At 70.8% G+C, this 22,785-nt stretch carries 20 protein-coding genes and 2 pseudogenes; 8 read left to right on the top strand and 14 right to left on the bottom strand.

Features of this window, described 5'->3' with window-relative positions:
• Window positions 1-57 precede the first annotated feature (57 nt).
• Window positions 58-2,655, bottom strand: a complete 2,598-nt coding sequence (rph, locus tag ACZ4K2_RS03480) for a rifamycin-inactivating phosphotransferase (RefSeq protein ID WP_467470013.1) — start codon at window positions 2,653-2,655, stop codon at window positions 58-60.
• Between the two features lie 153 nt (window positions 2,656-2,808).
• Between rph and ACZ4K2_RS03475 the strand changes: the two genes are divergently transcribed.
• A complete protein-coding gene (locus tag ACZ4K2_RS03475; RefSeq protein WP_467470011.1) occupies window positions 2,809-3,027 on the top strand; it encodes a hypothetical protein in 219 nt (72 codons plus the stop codon).
• A 74-nt stretch (window positions 3,028-3,101) separates the two neighbouring features.
• Here the strand turns inward: ACZ4K2_RS03475 and ACZ4K2_RS03470 are convergent, their stop codons facing one another.
• The 5 genes and pseudogenes from ACZ4K2_RS03470 to ACZ4K2_RS03450 all read right to left on the bottom strand — a co-directional run bounded on the left by ACZ4K2_RS03470 (window position 3,102) and on the right by ACZ4K2_RS03450 (window position 7,787).
• Entirely contained in the window at window positions 3,102-3,728 is a 627-nt protein-coding gene (locus ACZ4K2_RS03470; RefSeq protein WP_467470009.1) for a LysE family translocator, read from the bottom strand.
• Between the two features lie 3 nt (window positions 3,729-3,731).
• Window positions 3,732-5,312, bottom strand: a complete 1,581-nt coding sequence (locus ACZ4K2_RS03465; RefSeq protein ID WP_467470007.1) for a B12-binding domain-containing radical SAM protein — start codon at window positions 5,310-5,312, stop codon at window positions 3,732-3,734.
• A 401-nt stretch (window positions 5,313-5,713) separates the two neighbouring features.
• Window positions 5,714-5,911 (bottom strand): annotated as a pseudogene (locus tag ACZ4K2_RS03460) (HAD domain-containing protein); the annotation flags it as partial.
• 106 nt (window positions 5,912-6,017) lie between these two features.
• Complete coding sequence (locus tag ACZ4K2_RS03455; protein ID WP_467470005.1) at window positions 6,018-7,178, bottom strand: bifunctional class I SAM-dependent methyltransferase/NUDIX hydrolase; 1,161 nt, start codon at window positions 7,176-7,178, stop codon at window positions 6,018-6,020.
• A 27-nt stretch (window positions 7,179-7,205) separates the two neighbouring features.
• Entirely contained in the window at window positions 7,206-7,787 is a 582-nt protein-coding gene (locus ACZ4K2_RS03450) for a class I SAM-dependent methyltransferase (RefSeq protein WP_467470003.1), read from the bottom strand.
• Between the two features lie 197 nt (window positions 7,788-7,984).
• On the opposite strand from ACZ4K2_RS03450, the gene ACZ4K2_RS03445 reads away from it, so the two are divergent.
• The 3 genes and pseudogenes from ACZ4K2_RS03445 (at window position 7,985) to ACZ4K2_RS03435 (ending at window position 10,020) form a co-directional block, all read left to right on the top strand.
• A complete protein-coding gene (locus tag ACZ4K2_RS03445; protein WP_467470001.1) occupies window positions 7,985-9,079 on the top strand; it encodes a YVTN family beta-propeller repeat protein in 1,095 nt (364 codons plus the stop codon).
• Between the two features lie 12 nt (window positions 9,080-9,091).
• A pseudogene (locus ACZ4K2_RS03440) lies at window positions 9,092-9,388 on the top strand (TlpA family protein disulfide reductase); the annotation flags it as partial.
• A 245-nt stretch (window positions 9,389-9,633) separates the two neighbouring features.
• Complete coding sequence (locus tag ACZ4K2_RS03435; protein WP_467469998.1) at window positions 9,634-10,020, top strand: SRPBCC family protein; 387 nt, start codon at window positions 9,634-9,636, stop codon at window positions 10,018-10,020.
• Between the two features lie 388 nt (window positions 10,021-10,408).
• Here the strand turns inward: ACZ4K2_RS03435 and ACZ4K2_RS03430 are convergent, their stop codons facing one another.
• A complete protein-coding gene (locus ACZ4K2_RS03430) occupies window positions 10,409-10,987 on the bottom strand; it encodes a TetR/AcrR family transcriptional regulator (RefSeq protein ID WP_467469996.1) in 579 nt (192 codons plus the stop codon).
• An 88-nt stretch (window positions 10,988-11,075) separates the two neighbouring features.
• Between ACZ4K2_RS03430 and ACZ4K2_RS03425 the strand changes: the two genes are divergently transcribed.
• On the top strand, window positions 11,076-11,522 hold the full coding sequence (locus ACZ4K2_RS03425; RefSeq protein WP_467469994.1) for an anthrone oxygenase family protein: 447 nt from the start codon (window positions 11,076-11,078) through the stop codon (window positions 11,520-11,522).
• 589 nt (window positions 11,523-12,111) lie between these two features.
• Here ACZ4K2_RS03425 and ACZ4K2_RS03420 read toward each other — a convergent pair.
• Window positions 12,112-12,285, bottom strand: coding sequence for a hypothetical protein (locus tag ACZ4K2_RS03420; protein ID WP_467469992.1), 174 nt, complete (start codon window positions 12,283-12,285; stop codon window positions 12,112-12,114).
• Between the two features lie 94 nt (window positions 12,286-12,379).
• Window positions 12,380-12,607 carry a DUF5133 domain-containing protein gene (locus tag ACZ4K2_RS03415; protein ID WP_467469990.1) on the bottom strand — a complete coding sequence of 76 codons (228 nt, stop codon included), beginning with the start codon at window positions 12,605-12,607 and terminating at the stop codon, window positions 12,380-12,382.
• A gap of 394 nt (window positions 12,608-13,001) precedes the next feature.
• On the opposite strand from ACZ4K2_RS03415, the gene ACZ4K2_RS03410 reads away from it, so the two are divergent.
• A complete protein-coding gene (locus ACZ4K2_RS03410; RefSeq protein WP_467469986.1) occupies window positions 13,002-13,607 on the top strand; it encodes a flavodoxin family protein in 606 nt (201 codons plus the stop codon).
• Between the two features lie 117 nt (window positions 13,608-13,724).
• Here ACZ4K2_RS03410 and ACZ4K2_RS03405 read toward each other — a convergent pair whose 3' ends face one another.
• From ACZ4K2_RS03405 to ACZ4K2_RS03395, 3 genes are all read right to left on the bottom strand, one after another.
• On the bottom strand, window positions 13,725-13,979 hold the full coding sequence (locus tag ACZ4K2_RS03405; protein WP_467469984.1) for a DUF6332 family protein: 255 nt from the start codon (window positions 13,977-13,979) through the stop codon (window positions 13,725-13,727).
• A gap of 817 nt (window positions 13,980-14,796) precedes the next feature.
• The gene (locus tag ACZ4K2_RS03400; protein ID WP_467470470.1) at window positions 14,797-16,155 is read right to left on the bottom strand and encodes a lipase family protein; all 1,359 of its coding nucleotides are present in this window, start codon (window positions 16,153-16,155) and stop codon (window positions 14,797-14,799) included.
• A gap of 434 nt (window positions 16,156-16,589) precedes the next feature.
• Entirely contained in the window at window positions 16,590-17,762 is a 1,173-nt protein-coding gene (locus tag ACZ4K2_RS03395; protein WP_467469982.1) for an epoxide hydrolase family protein, read from the bottom strand.
• 103 nt (window positions 17,763-17,865) lie between these two features.
• Between ACZ4K2_RS03395 and ACZ4K2_RS03390 the strand changes: the two genes are divergently transcribed.
• Window positions 17,866-18,441, top strand: coding sequence for a CGNR zinc finger domain-containing protein (locus tag ACZ4K2_RS03390; protein WP_467469980.1), 576 nt, complete (start codon window positions 17,866-17,868; stop codon window positions 18,439-18,441).
• 356 nt (window positions 18,442-18,797) lie between these two features.
• On the opposite strand, the gene ACZ4K2_RS03385 is transcribed toward ACZ4K2_RS03390, so the two are convergent.
• Window positions 18,798-19,169 carry a MerR family transcriptional regulator gene (locus ACZ4K2_RS03385; RefSeq protein WP_467469978.1) on the bottom strand — a complete coding sequence of 124 codons (372 nt, stop codon included), beginning with the start codon at window positions 19,167-19,169 and terminating at the stop codon, window positions 18,798-18,800.
• Between the two features lie 48 nt (window positions 19,170-19,217).
• Between ACZ4K2_RS03385 and ACZ4K2_RS03380 the strand changes: the two genes are divergently transcribed.
• Window positions 19,218-20,096 carry an NAD(P)H-binding protein gene (locus ACZ4K2_RS03380; RefSeq protein ID WP_467469976.1) on the top strand — a complete coding sequence of 293 codons (879 nt, stop codon included), beginning with the start codon at window positions 19,218-19,220 and terminating at the stop codon, window positions 20,094-20,096.
• A 332-nt stretch (window positions 20,097-20,428) separates the two neighbouring features.
• On the opposite strand, the gene ACZ4K2_RS03375 is transcribed toward ACZ4K2_RS03380, so the two are convergent.
• On the bottom strand, window positions 20,429-22,654 hold the full coding sequence (locus ACZ4K2_RS03375; protein WP_467469975.1) for an MMPL family transporter: 2,226 nt from the start codon (window positions 22,652-22,654) through the stop codon (window positions 20,429-20,431).
• Between the last annotated feature and the right edge of the window lie 131 nt (window positions 22,655-22,785).

The following is a 22,785-nucleotide window of genomic DNA, read 5'->3' as shown; positions in this document are numbered from 1 at the left end:
CCACGGTGTGCGGGCCGACCGCTCCGACCGCACACCTGTCGTCGGGCAGGCCACCGGTCAGGGAAGCAACTCGACGTAGCCGTCGGTGCCGTGGACGCGGATCCGCCGGCCGTCCTCGATCAGGCGGGTGGCCTGGGCCACGCCCACGACGGCCGGCAGACCGTACTCCCGGGCGATGACCGCGCCGTGGGTCATCAGACCGCCCACCTCCGTCACCAGGCCCGCGATCCCGACGAACAGCGGCGACCAGCTCGGGTCCGTGTAGGCCGTGACCAGGATGTCGCCCTCTTCGAGGTCGGCCCGCGCCATGTCCAGGATCACCCGGGCCCGCCCTTCGACCGTCCCGGTGGAGACCGGCAGGCCCAGCAGGGCGCCGGCCGGTGCGTCGTCGCGTCGGTACGCCCCGTCGAGGGCCTCACCGTCCGAGGTGAGCACCCGGGGCGGTGTCAGCGCCTGGTACGCACGGAACGCGTCCTTGCGCTGCCGGATCAGCCCGGCGTCCGCCCGGTGCGAGCGCGCGGCCTCGTACAGTTCCCGGAAGGTGAGGTAGAAGGCGTCCTCCCGGTCGGCGAGCACGCCGGCCCGCACGAGCCGCTCGGCCTCGGCGAGCAGGGCCCGCTTGTAGACGAAGTAGCGGCTGACGATGCCGTACTTCGGGTACTCCCGGTACCCGATGAAGGTACGCACCCGGTCGATCATCCGCTTGGTCTCGTCGGCCTTCCGCTCCCCGTCCGGCAGGGCCCGCAGGCGGGACAGCACGTCCCGCTCCTTGCGCAGCGCCTTCCGCCGGCCTTCCTCGAAACGCCGTACGGCGGCGCCCGGCCGGAAGTTCCGGACGTTGTCGAGGATCGCGGGCACGAGCGCGGAGGGCTGTTCCCGCCAGCGCGGTCGCGTGATGTCGATCTCGCCGGCGCAGCGCATCCCGTAGCAGTCGAGGTAGCCCTCGAGGGCGTCGCGCGCTTCGGGTCCGCCCGGGAGTTTCGCCAGGTCGTCGAGGAAGTCGTCGTCCTCGACGTGCCGCAGGAACGCCACCACCTCCGGATGCGGGCGGACCGCGTCCGCGACGTCCATCAGCGCCAGCCCCATCTCGGAGGTGACGTTGCCGGGGGCGGACAGCGTGAGCGTGTCGGCCGCGCTCTTTTCCCCCAGCCAGTCGCGCAAGTGGTCGTTGAGCCACCAGGTGGCCTCCATCCCCGCCATGATCACCTGAATGCTCAGCGGATCACCGAGGACGCGTTTGTGGTCCTCGAAGGCCTCCAGCAGGAAGTCGAACAGCTCCGGGCCGCTCTTCGCGCGGATGTCGCGCTCCAGCGCGGCGACGGACGCCTCGCTCCGCTCGACCAGTTCGGTGACGAGCGCCGGATCGGTGTCGATCGGAGCGGGGGCGGCGCCGCCCCGTGACCCGCCGGGCCCCGTGTCGGGGAGCGACGGGACGAAGTCGCCGCGGTCGAGGAGCGACCGCAGCGCGTCCGTGATCAGCGGGTCGCCTCGCCCCATCAGGTCCAGGAGGGCGGCGCGGCTCGCGGGCGCGGCCAGGCGCGGGGTGACGTCCACGAAGAGCCGCCCGCCTGCCTCGTGCATCGGGACCATGGCCGTCATCCGCCACAGGGAGAGGCCCAGGGGCTTCATGGCGTCGGTCATCATCTGCTGGTGCCCGACGGAGACGTAGACGTGGTTCTCCCGGTCGCCGGCCTCGGGGACGGGGAACAGCGTGGTGATGGGCCGGCTCTGCACGATGTGGAAGCCCTCGCCGTCCAGGCACCACTCGATGTCCTGGGGCCGGCCGAAGTGGGCTTCGATCCGCCGCCCGAGCCGTACGAGCCGCAGGACCTGGGCGTCCGTCAGCGCAGGCTGTCCCTGCCGTCGCGCGTCGACGGCGACGTCCCGCGTGCCGCCGGCCGGCAGGGCGTGGACGGCGCGCCGCTGGGTGCCGGTCGTCCTGTCGACGATCTCGCCGTCGCGCACCGTGAAGACGTCGGGGTTCACCAGCCCGGAGACCAGGGCCTCGCCGAGTCCGAACCCGGCGTCCACGGTGGCGGTCTTCCGGTGGCCCGTGACGGGGTCGGCCGTGAACAGGACGCCGGACGCCTCCGGGAAGACCATCCGCTGCACGACCACGGCCATGTGGACGCAGCGGTGGTCGATGCCGTTCCTGAGCCGGTAGACGACGGCCCGTTCGGTGAACAGCGAGGCCCAGCACCGGCTCACGTGCTCCAGCACCGCCGCCGGCCCCACGACGTTCAGGTAGGTGTCCTGCTGGCCGGCGAAGGAGGCCGTCGGCAGGTCCTCCGCCGTGGCGCTGGAGCGGACGGCGTAGGCGGCCCCCTCCCCGAACCGGGCGAGGGCGCCGGTGATCGCCTCCGCGATGTCGCCGGGGACGGCGGCCGCCTCGACGGCACGGCGCAGCCGCGCGCAGACCGTGCGGATCGTCTCCCGGTCGTCCGGGTCGACCGCCTCGAGCTCGTCGAGGTGGTCGTCGATCGACGGCTCGTGCGCCACGATCCGACGGAAGGCGTCCGTCGTCACGCAGAAGCCGGCCGGTACCCGGATCCCCTCGATCCGTGAAAGCTCGCCCAGGTGCGCCGCCTTGCCGCCGACGACCGCGACCTGGGACCAGGCGACCTCTCCGAGGTCCACCACGTACTGCTCGTTCATCGCGCTGCCTCCCGGGGCCACCGCACACACACGCCGTGCCCCTCGATTCCGCAGGTTGTCGGGTATCGGCCGCCGATTCTCCGCCCCCACGGGGGCCTTGCGGCAAGCCCCCCGGTGCGCTATAAGTTGAGCATGGCAAGGAGAGCGCACTCCTTGCCTTTCGTGTTTCTCGGGGCGACGGAGTCCCGGGCGCCGCGTGCGAGACCCTTCGGTGAATTCGCCCCTCCATGGCCACTTCTCCGCATCGACACTTGCGAGGCGGAAGGCGTCGACACGGCGCGCTGGTTCTCCTTCGCCGACTACGGCAAGCCCCGCGAGCGCGACATCGCCTCCTACGGCGTCGTCCGCCTGCGCGACGGGACCCGCTGGTAGCCGGGAAAGGTCTTCCGCGCGATGAGGGGTACTCCGTCGAGGCAATCAGCAGACGGGGGTCCCCTGATGCGGCATCAGGCCGCATTGCGGGCGGCGTTGAGAAGCGTGCCGACGCCGAGCAGTGCCAGCAGCGACGAACTGGTGATCTCCAGCGCGCGGGCCACCCGGGGGCGCTTGAGCCAGGTCACGGTGCGGGAGGCTCCGACGGAGACGGCCGACAGCCAGGCGACGGCGACGAGTGCGTCGATCATGCCGAGCGCCATGATCGACCCGAAGCCGGCGGAGTCGGCGGAGAGGAACTGGGGGACGACCGCGAGGAAGAACAGGCCGACCTTGGGATTGAGCATGCAGGACACGAGCCCCGCCCTCAGCGCGGCGACCATTCCTGGCGCTTCGCGGTGGGTGTCCGCCGTGGTCCGGGAGGTGTGGCGCAAGCCCGTCAGGCCCAGGTAGACGAGGTAGAGCCCGCCTGCGATCTTGACCACGAGGAACGCCAGGGCCGCCTCGTGCAGCAGAGCGCTCACGCCGAGGGCTACGGCCAGTGCCCACAGGATCGAGCCGAGACCGGAACCGGTGGCCGCCGCGATACCGGACCGGCTGTCGGCCACGCTGTACCTGAGCACGAGAAACGTGTCCGGGCCCGGCACCATCGACAGCAGCAGGCACAGGCCGGCGAAGGTCAGCGCCGTCGATGCGGTCACCGTTCATCCTCCTATCGTGAGTCCCAGCCTCTCCCCGTGGCCACGCACCTCGGCGCGGGCTTCGGCCAGGTCGGCGAGGGTGAGCCCCGGCATGACGGACTCGACATAGTCTGCCATCGCCTGCTCCCGGTCGATGATGTCGCGGTGCCGCCATGTGAGTGCATGGTGCTCGTGCGGACCGCGGTCGGGCAGCCGCAGGTTCAGCTCCTCGGCCCGGGCGCGCGCGAGGTCGGGATCGAGCAGCATCTTGAAGTCCAGGGAGCCCGGTTCGGGCGACAGGACCTCGACGTCGAGGGAGGCGATGCTGCCGGCCCCTGCCTCCAGCAGGGACTTCATGGAGTCGACGTTGTCGCGCAGCAGGGCCCGGTCCATGCCCAGGTGGCCGATCACGAAGCCCACCTTGAGGAGCAGCCCCGTGTTCTTCGCCGCCCGCATGGCCTGGACGTTGTGCTCGAACATGCGGTCGGCGCGGAAGGCGGACTCCACGTCGCGCATCGAGGCCAGCGGCTTCTTCATCGCGTGCAGGGAGATGGCGGTGCCCGCGTCGAGGCCGACCATCAACTGGCGTACTCCCAGGGCGCGGAGAGTGGCGGCATGCCGTTCGTCGGACAGTCCGTCCGCCCGTGCGTAGCCGACCATCACGGGACGCTCGTCCTCGGGCAGGGAACGCCACCACGCCGGCGGGGAGTCTTCCATGCCCCGCAGGAGCCGGCCGAAGGTCAACGGCAGCTCGTCCGCCGTCAGGTACAGGTAGTCGTACCCGCGGTCGTGCGCGGCGCGGACCACCTCCCAGGCCGCGTCAGGTGTGGGCACGGCGTTGCGCCACATGCCGCCGAACTGGATGGAGCAGAACGAACAGGCGTCGTTCCGGGCGAACTTGATGCAGCCGCGACCGATCTCGATCGGCGTGCCGCGGCTGACCCGCCGTCCGGTCAGCCGGGCGAAGGTGGGCACGACGCGCCGGCTGAAGTTGTCCTGGTACAGCGACGAGTGGTCGAAGACCCGGTTGATCAGTGTGTAGTCGATCCGCGTGTACAGGGGCTCCGGCCGCTGCGGTGTGGTGATCACCCGCGAGCCGTCGTACCGGCACAGCCCGGGCAGGTTCCCGGCCTCGACGTCACCGCCGTCGCGAAGGGTCGTGATCAAGCCGACGAAGCTGTTCACGACCTCGTTGCCCACCAGGGCGTAGTCGATCACGTCCTGCTGGGAGGTCAGGCACTCCTGGATGAGGGCGGTGACGTGGTCGTTGCCGAAGACCGTGACGATCCGGCTGTTCATGCGCTTCGCCGCCGTGCAGAGGTCCAGGCCGGCTTCGTACGTGGCGGTCAGTGCGCTGATGCACAGCGCGAGGATGTCGGCTGCCTGCTCCTCGACGTACCTCAGGACCTCGGGCCAGGGCACCACCGTGCCGTCGATGTAGACCGGCTCGATGCCGGGAACGTCACGCAGGGCCGATGCCAGTGTCAGGATGCCCAGGTTCGGGAAGTCCGACCAGTCCGTGTGCTCCTCGGGCCTGGTGACTGTGCACGAGGCACCGTCGATCACGGTGTTCGAGTTCGGCGGGCTGATGACAAGTACCTGCATGCGCACCTTCCGGCTGCGGCCCAGGCTGTCCGCCGACCTCGGGCCCGTCCCGGGCTGGAGTGGCTGACGCGCGCTGTCAGCGCTGCCGGGGATATTCGAAAACAGGTGTCATTTGGTACAGCATCGACGGGCCGCAGACGAGGCGCACGGTTGGGAACAGGCCCCTCCGGCAGTGGATCTGACGTGGAGGGATCGATCCGACCTGCGGAGTCGGCCCGCGAGGAACGACCGTAAGTAGGCGTCCTGCGGACCGGCCACCGGACCGTCGCTCCGGTACTCCCACTGGATCCGGGTGCCCCGGGCGGCCGGTGACCGCTTCCCTGGCAGTCGCGCGGCCGACGCCGATCAGGCGCCGGCCGGACGGGACGGATCACCGAGGAAAGCCCGGGAAGCCCTCGGGTGGCCCGCAGCCGTTGATCGAGGACCGCGACGTCCGCGGGGGTGAGGCCGCGGGACGACACGATGCGGTGGAGGAGGACCGGGGCCGGGTGGTGGGTGTTCACCCAGTCCTGATCGGCATCGGTGATCTCGTCGTCGACCCAGAGGAACGGGCGCCCGTCCGCCCATGCCGTCAGGGTGCGGGTCTTCCAGTGGAGCCCGAACCACCGGTCCTCGCGCACAGTCGCGTCGGAGGGTTCAGCACCGCGAAACAGGAGGAGACAGTGGGGTCGCGGTGGTGGCCTCCTGCCGAACGCGGTCGCCGGGTCAGGCACGGTCGGATGAGTGGTAGGCATGGAAGTCGGCGGACGGGTGGTCGAGCGGCAGGTCCGGGTTCCAGGCGGTCAGGCATTGGGCGCTCGGTACGAACAGTGGTCCGGGCAGCGCGTCCAAGGGCCAGAACCGCCAGGCGCCGATGGCGTCTTCGCGTTGCTGAGGGAAGCCGGACCACCGGGTGACGACGACGGGCAGCGTCACCCGGACGACGTCGCCCACCCGGTCCAGGAGCGTGCCCAGCACTCGTACGTCGCCGGGCTCGGCTACGAGGCCCGCTTCCTCACGGAGCTCGCGAACGGCGGCCTCGGCGAAGGTCTCGCCCGGCTCAACGGTTCCGCCGGCGAGTTCCCACGTGCGGCGTCGGTGTCGGCCGAGCAGGACTCCGCCTGGGCCGTGCACGATCACGCCCACTCCCACCGCGGCGTGCGGCGACGGAGGTGCACTGGTACGGGGACGGCTCGGTACGCGCCGCGGGCGACGGGCGGCGTACAGCCGGTAGGAGACGCGGTTGTCGGGCTTCGGGGAGTCGATCGCGGTGACCGCCTCCATGATGAGGCCGTGCTGGACCAGGAGGCCTTCCCACAGCCGCGGGGTGAGGACCCACATGTGCACGCGGTGGTCTTCGGTGGTGCCGGGTAGCCGCAGGATCTCTGGCCGTGGTGACACCTTCGCCGACGGTCCGGTGCCGCCCGAGTTGGTGTGCAGCGCGGAGAAGACCAGGCGTCCGCCCGGCTTGAGGCCGTTGGCCAGGACAGGTAGCAGCCGGCCGGGGTCCAGATACGGCATGGAGAGGACGGAGTAGATCAGGTCGTACGGGTCGGCCTCGCGCAGGTGGGTCACGGCGTCGGCACATACCAGGTGCAGGCCCGGAGTGTCCGGGTAGCGGGCCACGGCGCGCCGGTGCTGGGCGGGGGAGGCGTCCACCGCGGTGACGGAGGCGCCCTGGGCGGCGAGGTGGGCGGCGTGCCGGCCGAGGCCGCTGCCGAGGTCGAGCACGCGCAGCCCGCGCACGTCGCCGAGGGCTTCGACGCCGGGGCCTGTGTCCGGGACGCCCCAGTCCCACCGGTCCAGCTCGGGCAGCCGGAGCCCCCTGGCCAGCTGGTGGTTGCCGTAGGTGTTCCAGGTCTCGGCGGTGTCCTTCTCGGTGGTCACCGGGTCCTCCATCAGATCGGGCGGGCATTAGGGGCGCAGGGCGTAGCAGCGCAGGACGTCGAGGTCGGCGATGCGGACCGCGGACCAGCCCGCGGTGAGGCTCTCGGCCTGGGCAGGGGTGATGCCGAGGTCCCGCAAGGGGTCGGTGGCGGCGCGGCGCCCGGCGATCTCGGTGACCACCCAGAAGGTCCCGCCCGGGGCGAGGAGGCGACGGACGCGGTCGAGGAAGGCTGCCTTGTCGTCGATCCACCGGTAGACCAGGCGGCAGGTGATGACCGCGTACGCCGGCTCCGGCAGGGTGCCGAGGTCGTCGGTGGTGATGTCCATGCACCGCCAGACGGGTCTGGGGCCCGGCCCGCTGTCCTGGGCGGCGGCGAGTGCGACGGCGCTGGGGGAGCAGTCGATGCCGGTCGTGCGGTGGCCGAGTGCGGTGAGGCGCCGGGCAAGAGAGCCGTCGCCGCAGCCGATGTCGAGGGCCGGGCGGTCGCGGCCGGGGCCGAGGTGGTCCTCCAGCAGCCGGTTCTCGGTGCCGTCGAGCCGCCGGTAGCGGCGGCCCTGGGCCCAGAGCGGCTCCCAGTAGGCCGTGGCCGCGGTGGTCACATTGGTCATGGGGCTCTCCTTTGCGTACGGGCGCCGCGGCCGCGGGCTGTCATTCCGACGGCGTGTCGTGAGGTTCAACGAACCGGCCGAGATCTCGAACCGGTGCATTTCGGTCGCTTCGGAGGATGACCGCGCACCCACCACTGATGGCCTCAAGGAACGGGCCCGGGCGTTTCATCTCGCTGTCTTCCGTAAACACAGGGGCCATGACTGGCAACCTGCCTCCTCGGCCGAGCGGCCCGGCCTGTCGGGTCGAGTGGGTGCACAAGGTGGTGGCGGAGCCACGGCTCGGCGCGGGTCCGGAGGCCGTGGCCGTGGACACCGCGGCTCGCCGCGCCTACGTGGCGTGCTCCCGCGACAACGCGGTCGTCGCCGTGGACCTCGACCGCTGCGTTCCGGTGTGGCGGGCCGATGTGGGAAGAGAGCCGATCCCCGTCGTCCTGGATCTGCCGAGCAGGCGGCTGTTCACGGCCGACGCCCGCTCCGACACCGTCACCGTCCTCGACGCCGACACCGCCGTACGTGTCGCACAGCTCCCCGTCGGGAAGGACGCCTACCCGGCGGGGCTGGGGCACGACCCGGCGCGCCGGCGCGTCTTCTGCGGCAACACCGCGGCCGGCACGATCACGGTCATCGACGCCGATCGCCTGGAGGTGATCGGCACCGTTCCCGCCGAGCTCGGGGCGGGAAGCATCGCGGTGGACGGTGGACGGGGCCGCGGATACTGCGCGAACTTCATGTCCGGCTCACTGACCGTGTTCGACACGGAGACCCTGCGCCCGCTGGAGCGGATCGCCGTCGGCGAAGGACCGTGCAAGGTCGTCGCCAACCCCGTGGCCGACCAGCTCTACGTGGCCGGTTCCCTGCACGGCACGGTGCTGCGGCTGTCCCTGGCGACGGGACGCCCACTGGACGAGGTCCCGGTGGAGCGCGCTCCCGTGGGCATGTGCGTGGCACCGGACGGAAGCCGGCTCTACGTCTGCAACCGGGGCGCGGGAACCGTCAGCGTGGTCGATGCCGTCGGTGGGACGGAGACGCACCGCATCACCGTCGGCAACGGTCCCGGCGACTGTCAGATCGACGCTGTCTCGGGGCGGCTGCTGGTCTCGAACGCCGGCAGCGGCACGCTGACCGTGGTGGACAGGCCGTGGCTGCCCGGTCCCGAGCGGCCGCCCACCCACGCAGCCGTGGGCAGGAGGATCCCCGAGTTCGCCCTACCGGACGCCCGCACCGGCGAGGTGCGTACGACGAGGGAATGGGCGGAGAAGAGATACTTGATCAACTTCTTCGCGAGCTGGTGAGGCCCCTGCAACGCGGAGGCGCCGGTCATCGAGGAACTGCGCCTGCGTACCGCCCGGTCCGGGCTGGACTTCATCCATGTCAACGTGTGGGAGACACGCCACGCGCGCGCCGAGGCGCTCGCCTTCGCCGACGTGTGGAACGTCGCGGGACCGATCCTGCTGGACGAGACCGGCGACTACGCCGCCGCGCTCGGCATCACCGGAGTCCCCACGAACGTGCTGGTCGACGCGCGGGGGATCGTACGGGCGGTCGGGGCGGTGACCCCCGCGGAGTTGGAGCAGGCCGTGCGCGAGTTGCTGTCGGAGTGACCCGTGCCGGTGATCCGGCGAGATGCGGTGGGCGAGGGCAGCGTCGATCGTGGTGGGAGCCGAAGCATTGCCGCACCGATGTGACCAGGGAAAGTGATCATGGGCAAGTCGCGACCGATCGAAAGCACCGCTCGCCGTCCTGCCGGGACTCCGGCCGGCCAAGGTCCACGCCGTGTACCTCCGCGACGAGCACGGATGGGCAGGGCACGTACCGCCCGCTCCGCACGATGCCGGCCAGGTGGTCCATGGGCTGGCTGACCCTGCGCGCCACGGGACCGGCCCCGCCCGAGACGGTGTGGCACCGGTACGCGGACATCGGCCAGTGGGCACGCTGGTCACCCCAGATCAAGACCGTGCACACCAGCAGCCGGACTCTGGCCCCCGGGCTGACCGGCACCGTCACATCGTTCGCGGGGCTCCGGGCCGACTTCGTCGTCGACGGCGTCGATTCCCACCGCCGCACCTGGACGTGGCGCGTCCGCTGCGGACCGGCCCGGCTCATGCTGCACCACGATGTGCGGGCGACCCCGGGCGGTAGCGTCACACGGCTGACGATGCGCGGTTCGCTGCCCGTGCTGCTGGCTTACGCTCCCTTGGCGCGCCTGTCCCTACGACGGCTCGTCCGGCCCTGACTTGGACCGCCGGCGTCGAAAGGCGGTGGAAGAGTGCCGAAGCGGGCGTTGCCGCGCCGCTTCGGCACTTCGGCGAGGAGACCGCGGCCCCGCTGGTCAGTTGATGCGCTTGGAGACCACGGAGTTGTCGGGGAACTCCGCGCACGGAGGTTCGCTGCCGCTTCGTCGCCGGCCGTGGCCGCGGAGGGCTGTCGCCTGGTGGCGTCTGCCCCGGTCGGGCTGGTGCGGCGGCCTGGCCGCGATCACTTGAGGCAGCCGGCCGTGGCCCCACGGGCGCCCCTGCGGGCGATGCCACTGCCCTCCGGTCCGCGATCCGGCCGGCCGGTGTCGAGAGCGCGCAGGGCCGACGCATCTCCTGGACGCGGATCGGCCCCGCCGCATCGGTGTGTCAGACCACGGCGAGCCGGTCCACGAGCAGTTCCAGCCTCGACTCGGCGTACTCGGGCAGCAGGCGGTGCGCGCGGGTCAGGGTGGCGAGGCCGTGCAGGGACGCCCAGAACACTTCGGTGAACAGGCCCGGTTCGATGCCGTTCCCGGCGACCTCGCTCAGGGTCTCCATCAGCGCGGCGAAGGCGTCCTTCAGCGGCTCCGGGGTGTCCTCCTGCGCGTACGCCAGGCCGCCGTCGAGCTGGAAGATGGCGTCGTAGACCGCCGGGTTCCGCTCGGCGAAGTCGAGGTAGGCCCGGGCCAGGGCGGCGACCCGCGCGCGTGAGCCGTCGACGCCGGCGGTCGCCGCTCGCACCGCCGCGGCCAGCTCGGTGGCGCCTTCCAGGGCGACGGCGCCGATGATCTCGCGCTTGCCACGGAAGTGGCTGTAGAGGACGGGCTGGCTGTACTCGATGCGCTCGGCGAGCCGGCGGGTGGTGACCGCGTCCCATCCCTGCCGCTCGGCGAGTTCGCGGGCCGCCGCGACGATGAGGCGTTCACGGGCGGCCCGTTCGCGCTCCTTGCGTTCCTTTACCGACATGAATGAATTCTAGCATTGCTAGACAAGCGAGCAGTAGCAGCACTAGCGTTGCCCGGTCATCTAGCGATGCTAGCAGCGGGGGATCGTCATGCTCGACATACTCGAAGTCGTCACCACCGTCGTCGTCGGCCTGATGGTGGGGGTGGAGTTCTCCGTCGCCTTCATCATGAACCGGATCCTGGACGCGCTTCCCGAGGACAGCGGCCAGCTCGGCCATGCCCACGGCGGCCGGATGCTCGGCGCCCTGATGCCGTTCTGGTACATCGGCTCGCTCGTCCTCAGCGCGATCTGGGCCGTCGCCGGATGGCGTCACCAGGGCGCCGGACTCGTCGTCACCGCCGCCGGCCTGCTGATCGTCAGTGTGGTCATGTCGATGCTGCTGCTCGTCCCGATCAACAACCGGAACAAGACCTGGACCTCCGACAACCGGCCCGCCGACTGGAAGCGGCAACTGCACCGCTGGGGCCGCTACCACTACATCCGCGTCGCCGTCATCATCGCCGCCTTCACCCTGCTGGTCGCCGCCCTCACCTGAAACCGGCGTCCCCATGGCCTTCGCCGCTTCATGGGCCGGAGCGGCACCGGTTCCGGCGCTGGTGATCAGGTCGAGTAGGTGTACCTGCAGTTCGTAGCCCCCAGACCACGCGCACTGTCTCCGCTGACGGCACCGCAGGTGGCTGTCACGTTGCGGTAGATCGTGTTGACAGGCCTCCCCGTCACGTCGGTCCACAGGACCCACAGCTGATCGACTCTGATGACGTACGGAGCTCCGTTGTCGGCGTAGCCCGGGCAATCGCCGGGCGGGGTGCTGAACATGTTGGCGGGCGTGCCGGGGATCACGCCGAGGGTCCTGCCGGTAGAGCAGTGGGACAGGGTGTCCGCGTGAGCCCGGGGGGCCAGCAGTGCGAGTAAGGAGGCGGCCAGAACAGCGCATGCGCCTGCTGCGCTGACCCTGCGTCGACCATTCGCGATCACGAGTACTCCTTGTTCGGGGTAGGCGTCACACCGTGGGCCCGGCCATCCTGGTGCTTCCCTCGTGGGCGCTACCGGGCGATGAGCCGAAAATACGTTGATGTCATTACATGGGGTCAGGCATGGGGACAGGAGCGTGTCCGCAGCCAATGTCACGCGGCGATCAGCGTCACTTCGGTGTCGTCGCTCCACGCACAGACTTCCAACCACGACAGGGAACCCGCCTGCGTGAAGACCAGATCCTCACCGGGACACTCCCCGGCTTCTGTGACGAGCTGCGCTTCGGCTGCCACCACCGTGCCGGGGCCGGTGGGCGCGGGCTCCACCTTGCTGGTGTCGAGTTCGAAGTAGGCGATACCGCATCCGCAAGAGCAGCGCGCCCGAACGCTGAGGTGCGGACTGCTGGAGGGGGAGAGAGATTCAGGCGCTGAGCATGGAGTCGTCTTCGGGGCGGGCGCCGGGCAGCTGGTGACGGGCGGCGATGACAGCCGTATCGATGTCACGGGTGCCGGTCGACACGCACAGTGTGTAGGCGACGTCGTTCATGCGCTGGCGGACGTCGTCGCTGCCCTCTTCCGCGTGCAGGATGCGCAGCGTGTCGTACTGCTCGACCAGATTCCTGAGCACCGCCGGGTGTGCCATGAGCATGGGAGATCTCCTCTGTCGCCGTCGTTTGCGTAGTACAGCGAGCTGGGTGCCCGAAGATCAGCCCGGCAATCTCAAGGGCCGTCTGACATGCGAGTTCTCGCGGCGAGGGGCGACACGAAGGCCACTCGCAGCCTCCTGCTGCTTTTGCGGGGCTGCGCCGCGAACGGAGTGGTCCCCGCGCCCCGGGAACCTGTCGCGTCATGCCCGGCGATCACTCTGAAGCGGGAACGGGGAGCGGGGGATCCTGCCGCACAGCCCTCCCGCGACGACGCCCAGGAGCCAGCCGAGGAACTGCCGGCTCGTGCCTCCTTCTGCACGAGATCCGGCACCGTCCGGGGGAACCCGATCGGTGCTCTGTCGTTCGGGTACCGCCGTCGGGGAAACAGAAGGCTTCATGCGTGCTCTCGTCATCAACTGCACCCTCAAGCCGTCTCCGCAGCCCTCGAACACAGAGGCCCTGGCCGGCACCGTCATCACCGCTCTGCAGGGGCACGGAGTGGAGGTGGACGTCGTCCGGGCCGTGGACCTGAACATCAAACCCGGAGTCGCCACCGACATGGGGGAGGGGGACGACTGGCCGGCGGTGCACGAGAAGGTGCTGTCATCGCAGATCCTGATCATGGCCTCACCGACCTGGCTCGGCCGCCCATCCTCCATCGCCCAGCGAGTCCTGGAACGCCTGGACGCCATGCTCAGCGAGACGGACGACGAACAGCGCCCCGTCGCCTACAACCGCGTGGCCGGTGTCCTCGTCACCGGCAACGAGGACGGCGCTCACCACGTCATCAGCGAGATCAACGGCGCGCTCGGCGACATCGGCTTCACGATCCCAGGGCAGTCCTGGACGTACTGGCATCTCGGCCCCGGACCCGGCCCGGACTACCTGGACGACGACCGCGGCCACGACTGGGCGGCATCGACGGGCCGGGCCATGGCCTCCAACCTCGTCCACGCAGCCCGAGCGCTGAACGCGATGCCACTGCCCGCTCCTCCGTCCTGACTCCACCCCCGCTTGCCCACGCAGTTCAGCCCCCTGGGCCAGGCCGCCCCGCCTGCCTGGCCCTGGGTGTCGGCACACGGCGAGTAGCCTTCGGGTGCGAGGCAGGTCGTCTCGGGGTCAACGCCCCTGACGCCGGGACGCATCGAAGCGGAGCAGCACTCGCGCCACACGCCACACCGCGGCGAAGGCGGCCAGCACGACCCCCACCACGAGCAGGGCTTTCCCCGCAGGTGTGGAGACGCCCACGATCAGTGCGGGGACCAACAGCACGCCGAACACGATCGCGGCCAGGGCCGCGGCCGTCACCAGGGCGAACATGATCTCCACCGTCATCGCGTCCTTCTCCCACCGCGACTCACGCCCCAGATCCATGCGGCGAGTCTCGCACAGGCCGTCAGGCGGTCCTTTGGGAGATCCCGCGCGGTGCGGCCCTCGCCGGTCTTGTTCCGGGCCGGCCCGAGCACGTCCAGGTCGCGTCCCAGCCAGGTGGTCGCCGATGCCTCCGGCGCACGCACCAGCAGTCCGGAAGACGCCGTCCTGATTGGTCAGGTCCCTCGATGTGGCCCCAACACGCGGGCCCGTTGCCGGTCACGGTCAACGCGGCGAACGCGCCTCCGTCCTCCGCGGCGGATTCGGCCCGGCGGCGTTTGCCGGTCGTGGCGGTCGCGGCGTGGACCGCGTTGTGTGAAGTGACGATGTAGACCGTGCCGTCCGCGACCGCTGCGGGGTACGCCCCGCCCTCCGTGTCGCCGGTACGGTACGTCCATTCGAGATCGCCGCTCCTGGTGTCGCGGGCTTCGGCCGCGCCGTACTTGGGACCGGTCAGGAAGACGACGCCGTCGGACATGATGACCTTTGGCCGTGACGACGGCGTCGGGCAGGTCGGTGGTCGGTGGTCAGTGGGCGCTGCCGGGGTCATCTCGGCGTGGCGGTCGGCGTCGTGTCGGCCGGTCGGGTCGGAGTGCGCTATGATCATCACACAGCGAACGGCCGGAACACCGGCCCGGACGCGATGCGTTGGTGGTCCAAGGAAAGACGCCCCGCTTCCTGCGGGGAAATGCAGGTGCAAGGCCTGCCCAGCGCTCCACTCGGCACCCCGCCACCGGTTCTCCGGTGGCGGGGTGTTCGCGTTGCGGTCTCGTCCGGTGCCGTCGGGCGGTTGCCCTCGGCGGTGTCGCGTGGCCGCGGATCAGGGCTGGAGCGGCAGGGTCCAGCAGTTGGACGCGGCGGGTCTGCCGGCGAGGCGGTCGGTCAGCCAGGAGACGGCGTCGCCCTGGTCGGTGATGAGCGGTACGAGGTGGTTCGTGAGGATCTTGTCGCCGAGGTTCGGCAGCACGACCGGCTCGTAGGTGACGTCGCCGCCCTTGCCGCACCAGTCCGCGGCCAGCTGCCGGGCCTGGGAGTGCGGCACGATGTCGTCCTGGGTGCCGGTGGCCACCCGTACCGGACCGGCGGGCTTGAGTCTGCCGATGCGCTGCCTGTCCAGGGCGGCCTGGGCGCGGGGATCGGCGGCGATGACGTCCGCGATGGACGTGCCGTTCTTCGTCCACTTGGTGCTCTTGGTGAAGCCGTAGCCGAAGATCGCGTCGCCGACGCACATGGTCGACGCGTCTTTCAGGGCCTCCTTGCCGGTGGCGCTGATGTTCGCCTCCACGACCGCGCGCAGATCGGGGTCGGCCTGGGCGAAGCCGTTGATCGACCACGCCAGGGCGCCGGCCAGGGCGCTGCCGTCGATGCCCTTCATGGTCACGGTGAGGTCGGCGGGAGGCGCGCCGGCGTAGGTGCCGGCGAGCGGGACGTCGGGGGCGTAGGAGGGCTGGAGTTCGGCGGCCGCCGCGCTCGCGCCGCCGCCCTGGCTGTAGCCGTACAGGCCGGTGGGGGAGGCCGGGGTGACGGAGGCGCCGGGTACGGTGCGGGCGGCGCGGGCCGCGTCCAGCAAGGCGTGTCCCTCGTCGAGGCGGTTGACGTAGGTGTGCAGGCGGTCGGTGGTTCCGAGGCCGACGTAGTCGGTGACGACGACCGCCGCCCCGGTGGCCAGGATCCGGTAGACGGCGAGGTCCTCGTAGCCGACGGAGAGGGTGTCGCCGGTGAGGGTGAGCGGATGCTCCAGGGCGAACGAGGGCGCGCACTGGTCGCCTTGGCCCATGGTGCCGGACGCCACCGCGACCAGCGGGCGCGGCCCGGGCTTCCTCCAGGAGGCCGACGGTTCGATGTAGGTGCCGGTCACGGCGACGGGCTGCCCGGAGGAGTCGGTGGACCTGTACATCAGGCGGGTCGCGGTGCCCGGCATCGGGCGGCCGTCGAGGCCGGGGATGCCCAGTCCGAGGGACATCGGCTCGGTACGGATCAACGCGCCGTTCGCCGCGGGCAGTTGGGCCGGCGGGTCGTAGAAGGCGGGAATGGTGACCCCGCGGGAGACGACGGCTTCCGCGGCGTCCGCGGCCGGGGCCGTCGCCAGGCACACGCAGACGGTGCTCGCGACTGCGCCGGCGAGCAGGCGCAGACCGGCCGGGCCCGCGCGACGGGCAACCGGCCGCGCCGAGGGCATGGGCAGGGAGGTGGTACGGGAACGGGGTTTCCTACGGCTCACGGTGTGCTCCTCGTACGTCGTGGGGCGGTCGGATGAGCGTGCCGGTGTCCGGGCGGAACGCTCGCCGCCGGGCGGGCGGGCGGGTTCGGTGAGTGGGACGCGCCTGCCGGGTGGGGGAGTGGCCTGCTCTCTTCTGTCGTGCGCATGCCAATAAAAGGACTGAGTTCTTACTCGTCAGTCAGCTACTGAAGAGTAGAGCTGGTGCCCGGCAGTGACAAGGCGTCCGCATGCGTCGGACGAGCCGACAGGGTGCGAGCGCGAGACGGTGCGCCGAAGCGACCAGCCGCGCCCGGCGGCTACCGCGATCACCGGGGCCGGGAGAGCGCGGGTCGACGCCGGTGGGTTGCCGTCGGCGGCTCGGGCGGTGATCGAGGGCCGGCACCCAGCCGCGTTCACCGAGCGACGGCCAGCACTGCCGCGAGGCCCTCTCGTACGTCTTTGACGAAGTATTCGGGAACCTCCAGCGACGGGAAGTGGCCCCCGGATTCGGGGGTCCTCCACCGGACGATCCGCCGGTACCGCTCCTGTGCCCAGGGACGCGGACACTTCTCGATGTCGCGGGGATACATACTGATCGCCGACGGGACGTCGACCCGCAGGTCCGGGTCGAGCGAGTTGTGGCTCTCGTAGTAGATGCGGGCCGCGGATGCGCCGGTCCGCGTCAGCCAGTACAGGGTGACGTTGTCGAGGATCCGGTCCCTGGACATCGTCTCGAACGGACTGTCCTCGGTGTCCGACCACTCGGCGAACTTGTCGAGGATCCAGGCGAGAAGCCCGACCGGCGAGTCCACGAGCGAGTAGCCGATGGTCTGGGGCCGGGTCGCCTGCTGTTTGGCGTACGCCGCACGGTGCCGCCAGAAATGACGGGTTTCCTCGGCCCACTTGCGCTCGACCGCCGTCAGTCCGTCCGTCGTCAGCCCGGGCGGTCCCTCCGCGAACGTGGTGTGGATACCGAGAACGTGCTCCGGGAACCTGCCGCCGAGAACCGTGGTGATATTGCCTCCCCAGTCCCCGCCCTGGGCCGCGAACCTGCTGTAGCCGAGCCTTCCCATCAGCTCCACCCACGCGGCGGCGATCCTCTCGGTTCCCCACCCGGTGGTGGCCGGCTTGTCGCTGTGGCCGAAGCCCGGCAGCGACGGAACCACGACGTGGAACGCCGGGGCGCCCGCGTCCTGCGGATCTGCCAGCTCGTCCACCACGTCGATGAACTCGGCGATGCTGCCTGGCCAGCCGTGCGTCAAGACCAGCGGCGTGGCGTCCGCGCGGGCGGATCGGCGGTGCAGGAAGTGGATCCCCAGGCCATCGATGGTGGTACGGAACTGGCCGACACGATTGAGGCGATCCTCGAACGCCCGCCAGTCGTACCCGGTGCGCCAGTAGTCCACGACCTCGACGAGGTCGGCGAGTGGGACGCCCTGTTCCCACCGGTGAGGGCCGGGCGGGGCGCGATGGACCGTCTCGGCCTCCGGCAGTCGCGCCGCGGCGAGTCGCGCGCGCAGATCGTCGAGGTCGGCGTCGGTGGCGCGGGCTTCACATGCTCGTACGTCGCCGGTCGAACGGGACATGAGACCTCCTGGCCGTCGCGGAGCCGGCTGCGGTCTAGCGCGAACCGGCTAAGAGGGTTCTAGCAGCCCGCCGAGCTGTGCCGCAACCTGCTAAGGTGGTTCCATGCCTGCCGAGTTCCCTGCCTTCCGTCTCGGTAGCGTGCTGGCGACCAGCTTCACGGGGACCCTGTCGGAGCGTCACGGTGACGCTGTCGAGCGCATCCCCACGCCGCACCGACTCGTCGACTGGCTGACGGTGAACGGCCTCGCGGTGGACTCCTGCACCCCTGCCCAGCTCTACCTCGCCCGGGAACTGAGGGAGTCGATCCACGCCGCCGCGACAGCGGCCGCGCTGCGGGACGCTCTCCCCGCAACCGCCGTCCACGTCATCAACGAGCGCAGCGCCCAGGGTCGGGCCGCGGCGGTGCTGACGCCCGAGGGCGAGAGGCAATGGCGGCTCACCTCGGCCTCCTGCGTGGAGGATGCCCTCGGCGTGATCGCCGCCGACGCGATCAGCATCATCGCGGGCGAACGAGACGGAAAGCTGGCCTTGTGCGCGTCACCGACCTGCCAGGCCGCCTTCTTCGACACCAGCCAGAGCCGCACCCGCAGATGGTGTGACATGAATACCTGCGGGAACCGTCAGAAGAAAGCACGCTTCAATGCCAGGCAGCGCGCGAAGCCGGGCTCGGCGGACTGATCCTCACCTTGGTGCGGGCAAGTGGGGTCCCGCGCCTTCGCCGTGTCTGCCGCGTTGGATGAGGCGGCCGGTGACAGTGGCCATCACCTGAATCCGGTATCGGCATCGAGAAGAGGACGTTGGCATGCGATGGACCGCTGATCAGTCCGTACTCGCTTACAAAGGGCTCGACGGTGTCCCGCTGTGGGTGTTGTTCGGCATCGCCATCCTGGGCTTCGTCGTCTTCGGAGTCTCACAGGCCCGTAAGAGGAAGTAGCTCCTGGGACGAACCGGTCGCCGCCCGCCATTTGCTTCCCTCACCCCTGAGACCCGGCGGCCGTCCGCTCCCGGGCCGAACGGTTCGACAGGAGGCCCGCTCAGGCGTCATGGACGAAGCGCGTACAGTCCGGGCATTCATCGAGATACCGATGTCGGCACTCAACGGTGTGCCGTAGGAAGGTGATGGCCTGCTTCGTTCGGACGACCTCACGTTCGAGTGCGGCGATCTTCGCCCGCACAACCGCCTGTGCGGTCTCTTTCTTCGGCGCCATGGCCGCGATGACCTCCGGCAACGAGAGCCCGACGCGCCGCAGTTTCAGCACGGTGCGCGCCTGCTCCAGGGCGTCGTCGTCGTAAACACGGTGGCCGTTGCCGTCGCGGCGCACGGTGAGGGCCCCTACGTCTTCCCAGTGCCGCAGCACGTGGGCTTCGATGCCGAGTTCTGCGGCTGCTTCTCCGATCGTCCGCATCACACACGCCTTGCCTTCATGTCGACCTGAACCCCTAGCGTCTCGATCATGCCTGACAACCCCCGCCCCACGGGCACTCGTCGCCGGCCGTCGATCCTGGTCACCGGCGCGGCCGGCCATCTCGGTCGCGAGGTCGTGGACCGCCTCCAGACCCATGGCGCGCACGTGCGACGACTCGTGCGCCATCGCACCGGCCCTCACTCCGCGGCCGAGTCGGTGGTAGGCGACCTCACAGACCCCTCGGTGTTCCGCGCCGCGCTCCTGGGCGTCGACGCCGTCCTGCTCATCTGGCCTCTGCTCGAATCCGCCCCCGCCCACGACCTGGTCGCGGAACTCGTCGCAGCGGCGCCCCGTGTCGTCTACGTGTCCTCGACAGCCATCGACGACGGAGCCGCCCGGCAGAGCGATCCCATCGTTCAAGTGCACGCCGACATGGAAGTCCTGCTCCGTGGTGCCGGCCTGGCACCTGCGGTGCTGCGCTGCGACACACTGGCCTCCAACGCCCGCGGGTGGGCGGGACAGTTGCGGGTGGGAGACGTGATAGCGGGCCCGGACACGGCGCGCACGGCCGTCGTCGACGAACGCGATGTCGCCGATGCCGCGGTGGCGGTACTGTTCGCGCCGCACCATGTCCGTCCCGATCCCTCCCTGTTGACCGGACCCGAGGTGCTCGGCCGTGCCGACCAGGTCGCTCGACTCGGTACCGCGCTCGGGCGCCGACTGCGTTTCCAGCCACTCCCCGTCGATCTCGCCCGATCACGGATGCTCGCGGACGGCCGCCCCGAGCGGCTGGTGGAGGCGCTGCTGGCCGCCTCGGTACGCAGACCGGAGTCGAACCGCACCACCGATCACGTCGAGCGCCTTACGGGCCGGCCGGCCGGCACCTTCGCGAGGTGGGCCATCGACCACGTGGCCGACTTCAGCTGACGGAGGAGCCGCGGCGTGGCCCGCCGCCGCGGTGGTCGACGCACGCTGGTGGTGCAGGGGGTGCGTGGGCGCTCGGGACCTCGCGGCACGGGCCGTGACCCGAAGGAGCGGTTGCCCTGGTGCACGGGCGCCGACCGGGGCATCGGCTGCGGTGGAACGATGAGGGGGCCCCGGCCCGGCCCCGCGACACGGACACCCTCCGGCACGTTCTGGAACGCCCGGCCCGAGTGCGATGCTCACGCCCACCCCGCCGGAGGACAGGGAGCGGCAGTAACGACGGTGCGCGGGGCCGCCTCGCATCAGGCGGCCCTGCGCTGGGAGTGATCCCGTGATCAGCTCGTGCCGATCCGGTCGTGCGTGGCCGGGTGGACCGTCTCGCCGTGCCCGGCTGAAGGTTCGTACGTCCGCCGACCGCGCTGGTCGGGCCGTACCGGCCACCACATCCCGCGGCCGAGCAGGGCGGCGAGCGCCGGGACCAGCGCGATCGACAGCACGAACGCCGACAGGATGATGCCGAGTGCCGTCGCGAAGCCGATCTGCTGGGTGGCCGGTGCCGGGTTCACCGAGAGGCTGCCGAAGGAGCCGGCGAGCACCAGTCCGGCGGTCGCCACCGCCGGGGCCGTGTGCCGTACGGCGCGGGCCACGGCGGGGCGGGCGGGACCCGGGCGTTCCATCTCCTCCCTGATCCGGTCGCTCATCAGGATGTTGTAGTCCGTGCCCAGCGCGACCACGAACAGGAAGAGCACCAGGGGGAGGGTGAAGCCGACTCCGGGCTCGCCCCGCAGGTGCTGGAACACGAGGGCCGAGGCGCCGAGGGTGGCGGCGAAGCCGAGGCCGACGGAGACCATCAGCACGGCGGGCGCCAGCAGGCTGCGCAGCAGTACCAGCAGGATCACCGCGATCAGCGCGGCGGCCACCGGGAAGACGAGCCGCAGGTCCTTGGAGACGGCGGTGGAGACGTCCGCGAAGATCGCCGCGGTGCCGCCGACATGCGCCTCGGCGCCCGCGGGCGTGTTCCGTCCGACCGCGTCCCGCACCGGCCCGGAGACCAGGTCACGCGCCCGCTGGCTCTGCGGGTCGGCTTCGAGGTAGAGGTCGATCCGGGCGGCGTCGCCGGTCTTGTCGAAGACGGCGCGGCCGACCTGGCCGACGCCCTCGGTACGGCGCAGTACCTGGACGAGGGAGTCGACGCCCCGCCGGTCGAGGGCGTCGCCGTTGCCGCTCGTGACGTAGACGCCGGTCGGGTCCGATATCCCGGCGGGCAGGGCCCGGGAGATCTCGGCGGCGGTGGCGGCGGCCGGGGTGTCGGACCCGCCGCCCGTGCCGAAGTCCATCTTGATGCCGATCGTCCCGGCGGCCATGGCGGCGAGCAGCGCGACCGCGCCCATCGTCACGGCGGCCGGACGCCGGGCGATCAGGTCGCCGAAGCGAGCGGCCGAACCCTCGCGGGGTGCGCGCTTCAGGGCGCGCGACGGCCAGAACATCCGGCGGCCCGTGACCGCCAGCAGGGCGGGCATGAAGGTCAGACTGGCCAGCAGCATGACGAGGACGGAGACCGCGATGGCGGGGCCGAGCACCCGGAACTGGCCGAAGCTTGCCAGACCGAGGGTGGCGAAGGCGGCGACGATGGTGAGCGCCGCCGAGGTGATGGCGGAACCCACGCGTCCGGTCACCTCGCCCGCCACTTCCCGGGCGTTCCGCCCCGGGTGCGCGCGCAGCCGCTCCCGGAAGCGGAACAGCAGGAAGAGGAAGTAGTCGATGCCGATGCCGAGGAGTACGACGCTGATCAGCGACGGTGTGGAGGGGTCGAGCTTGATGCCGGTGAGCAGAGCCGCGCCGACCACGGCCCCGCCCGCCACGCCGCCGATCAGCGCGACCGCGACCAGTGGCAGCAGCGCCGCCGCCAGGCTGCGGAACACCAGGACGTTCAGCAGGAGGATCAGGCCGACGGTGAGGATCGATGCCACCATGCCGGTGGTCTTCTCGGCATCGACGCCGTCGACCGTGTCGGCCAGCCCGCCGGTGAAGCCGGTGCGCAGTCCTTTCTCCGCGTACGCGTGTTCCGCGTCGTCCCGGAACTCCCTGAAGACACCGTGCAGGCCGGGGTCGGTGGAGTTGCCGGACAGCCCGACCTGGAAGAGAAGGAAGGCGCCGCGGGGTGCCGCTGTTCCGGGTCCCACACGCGGCGTCTGCGAGTAGTCCTCGGTCAGGAAGTCCGGCTCGTCCTCGGACTTCGGCATCGTCACCCGCTGCCGACCGAGCCCGGCGGCGGTGGCCCGCGCGTGCTGCTGGTCGGTGGCGTCGAGCGGCTTGCCGTCGGAGCGCTTCACCAGCATGGTCACCGAGTTGGCGTCCGGTTTGACGCCGAACTTCTCCTCGGCGATCTTCAGCGCGGCCGCGGAGTCGTACGTCCCGGGCAGGAAGCCGCCGATCTGGCTGTCGGTGACGCGGTACATCAACGGCTGGCTGAGTGCGGTGAGCCCGACGCCCAGCAGTATCCAGAGGGTGATGACCTTCCATGGATGTCTCGTGGACAATCCGGTCAGGGCGCGGATCACGGGGGCTCCCGTTCGGTTCGGTCTCGGTCAGTGCTCCTCAAGCTCATCAGCCGGATGCGCGGGGAACGTCCGAGCGCGGGATGAGAAGCGGCACGGGCCCGGAGGGCCGGGCGCCGCCCGGACCAGGACCG

This window comes from Streptomyces sp. NPDC025833 (assembly GCF_055558055.1).
The sequence above is the reverse complement of the archived record's forward strand: the minus strand, read 5'-3'. Positions and strand labels throughout refer to the sequence as shown.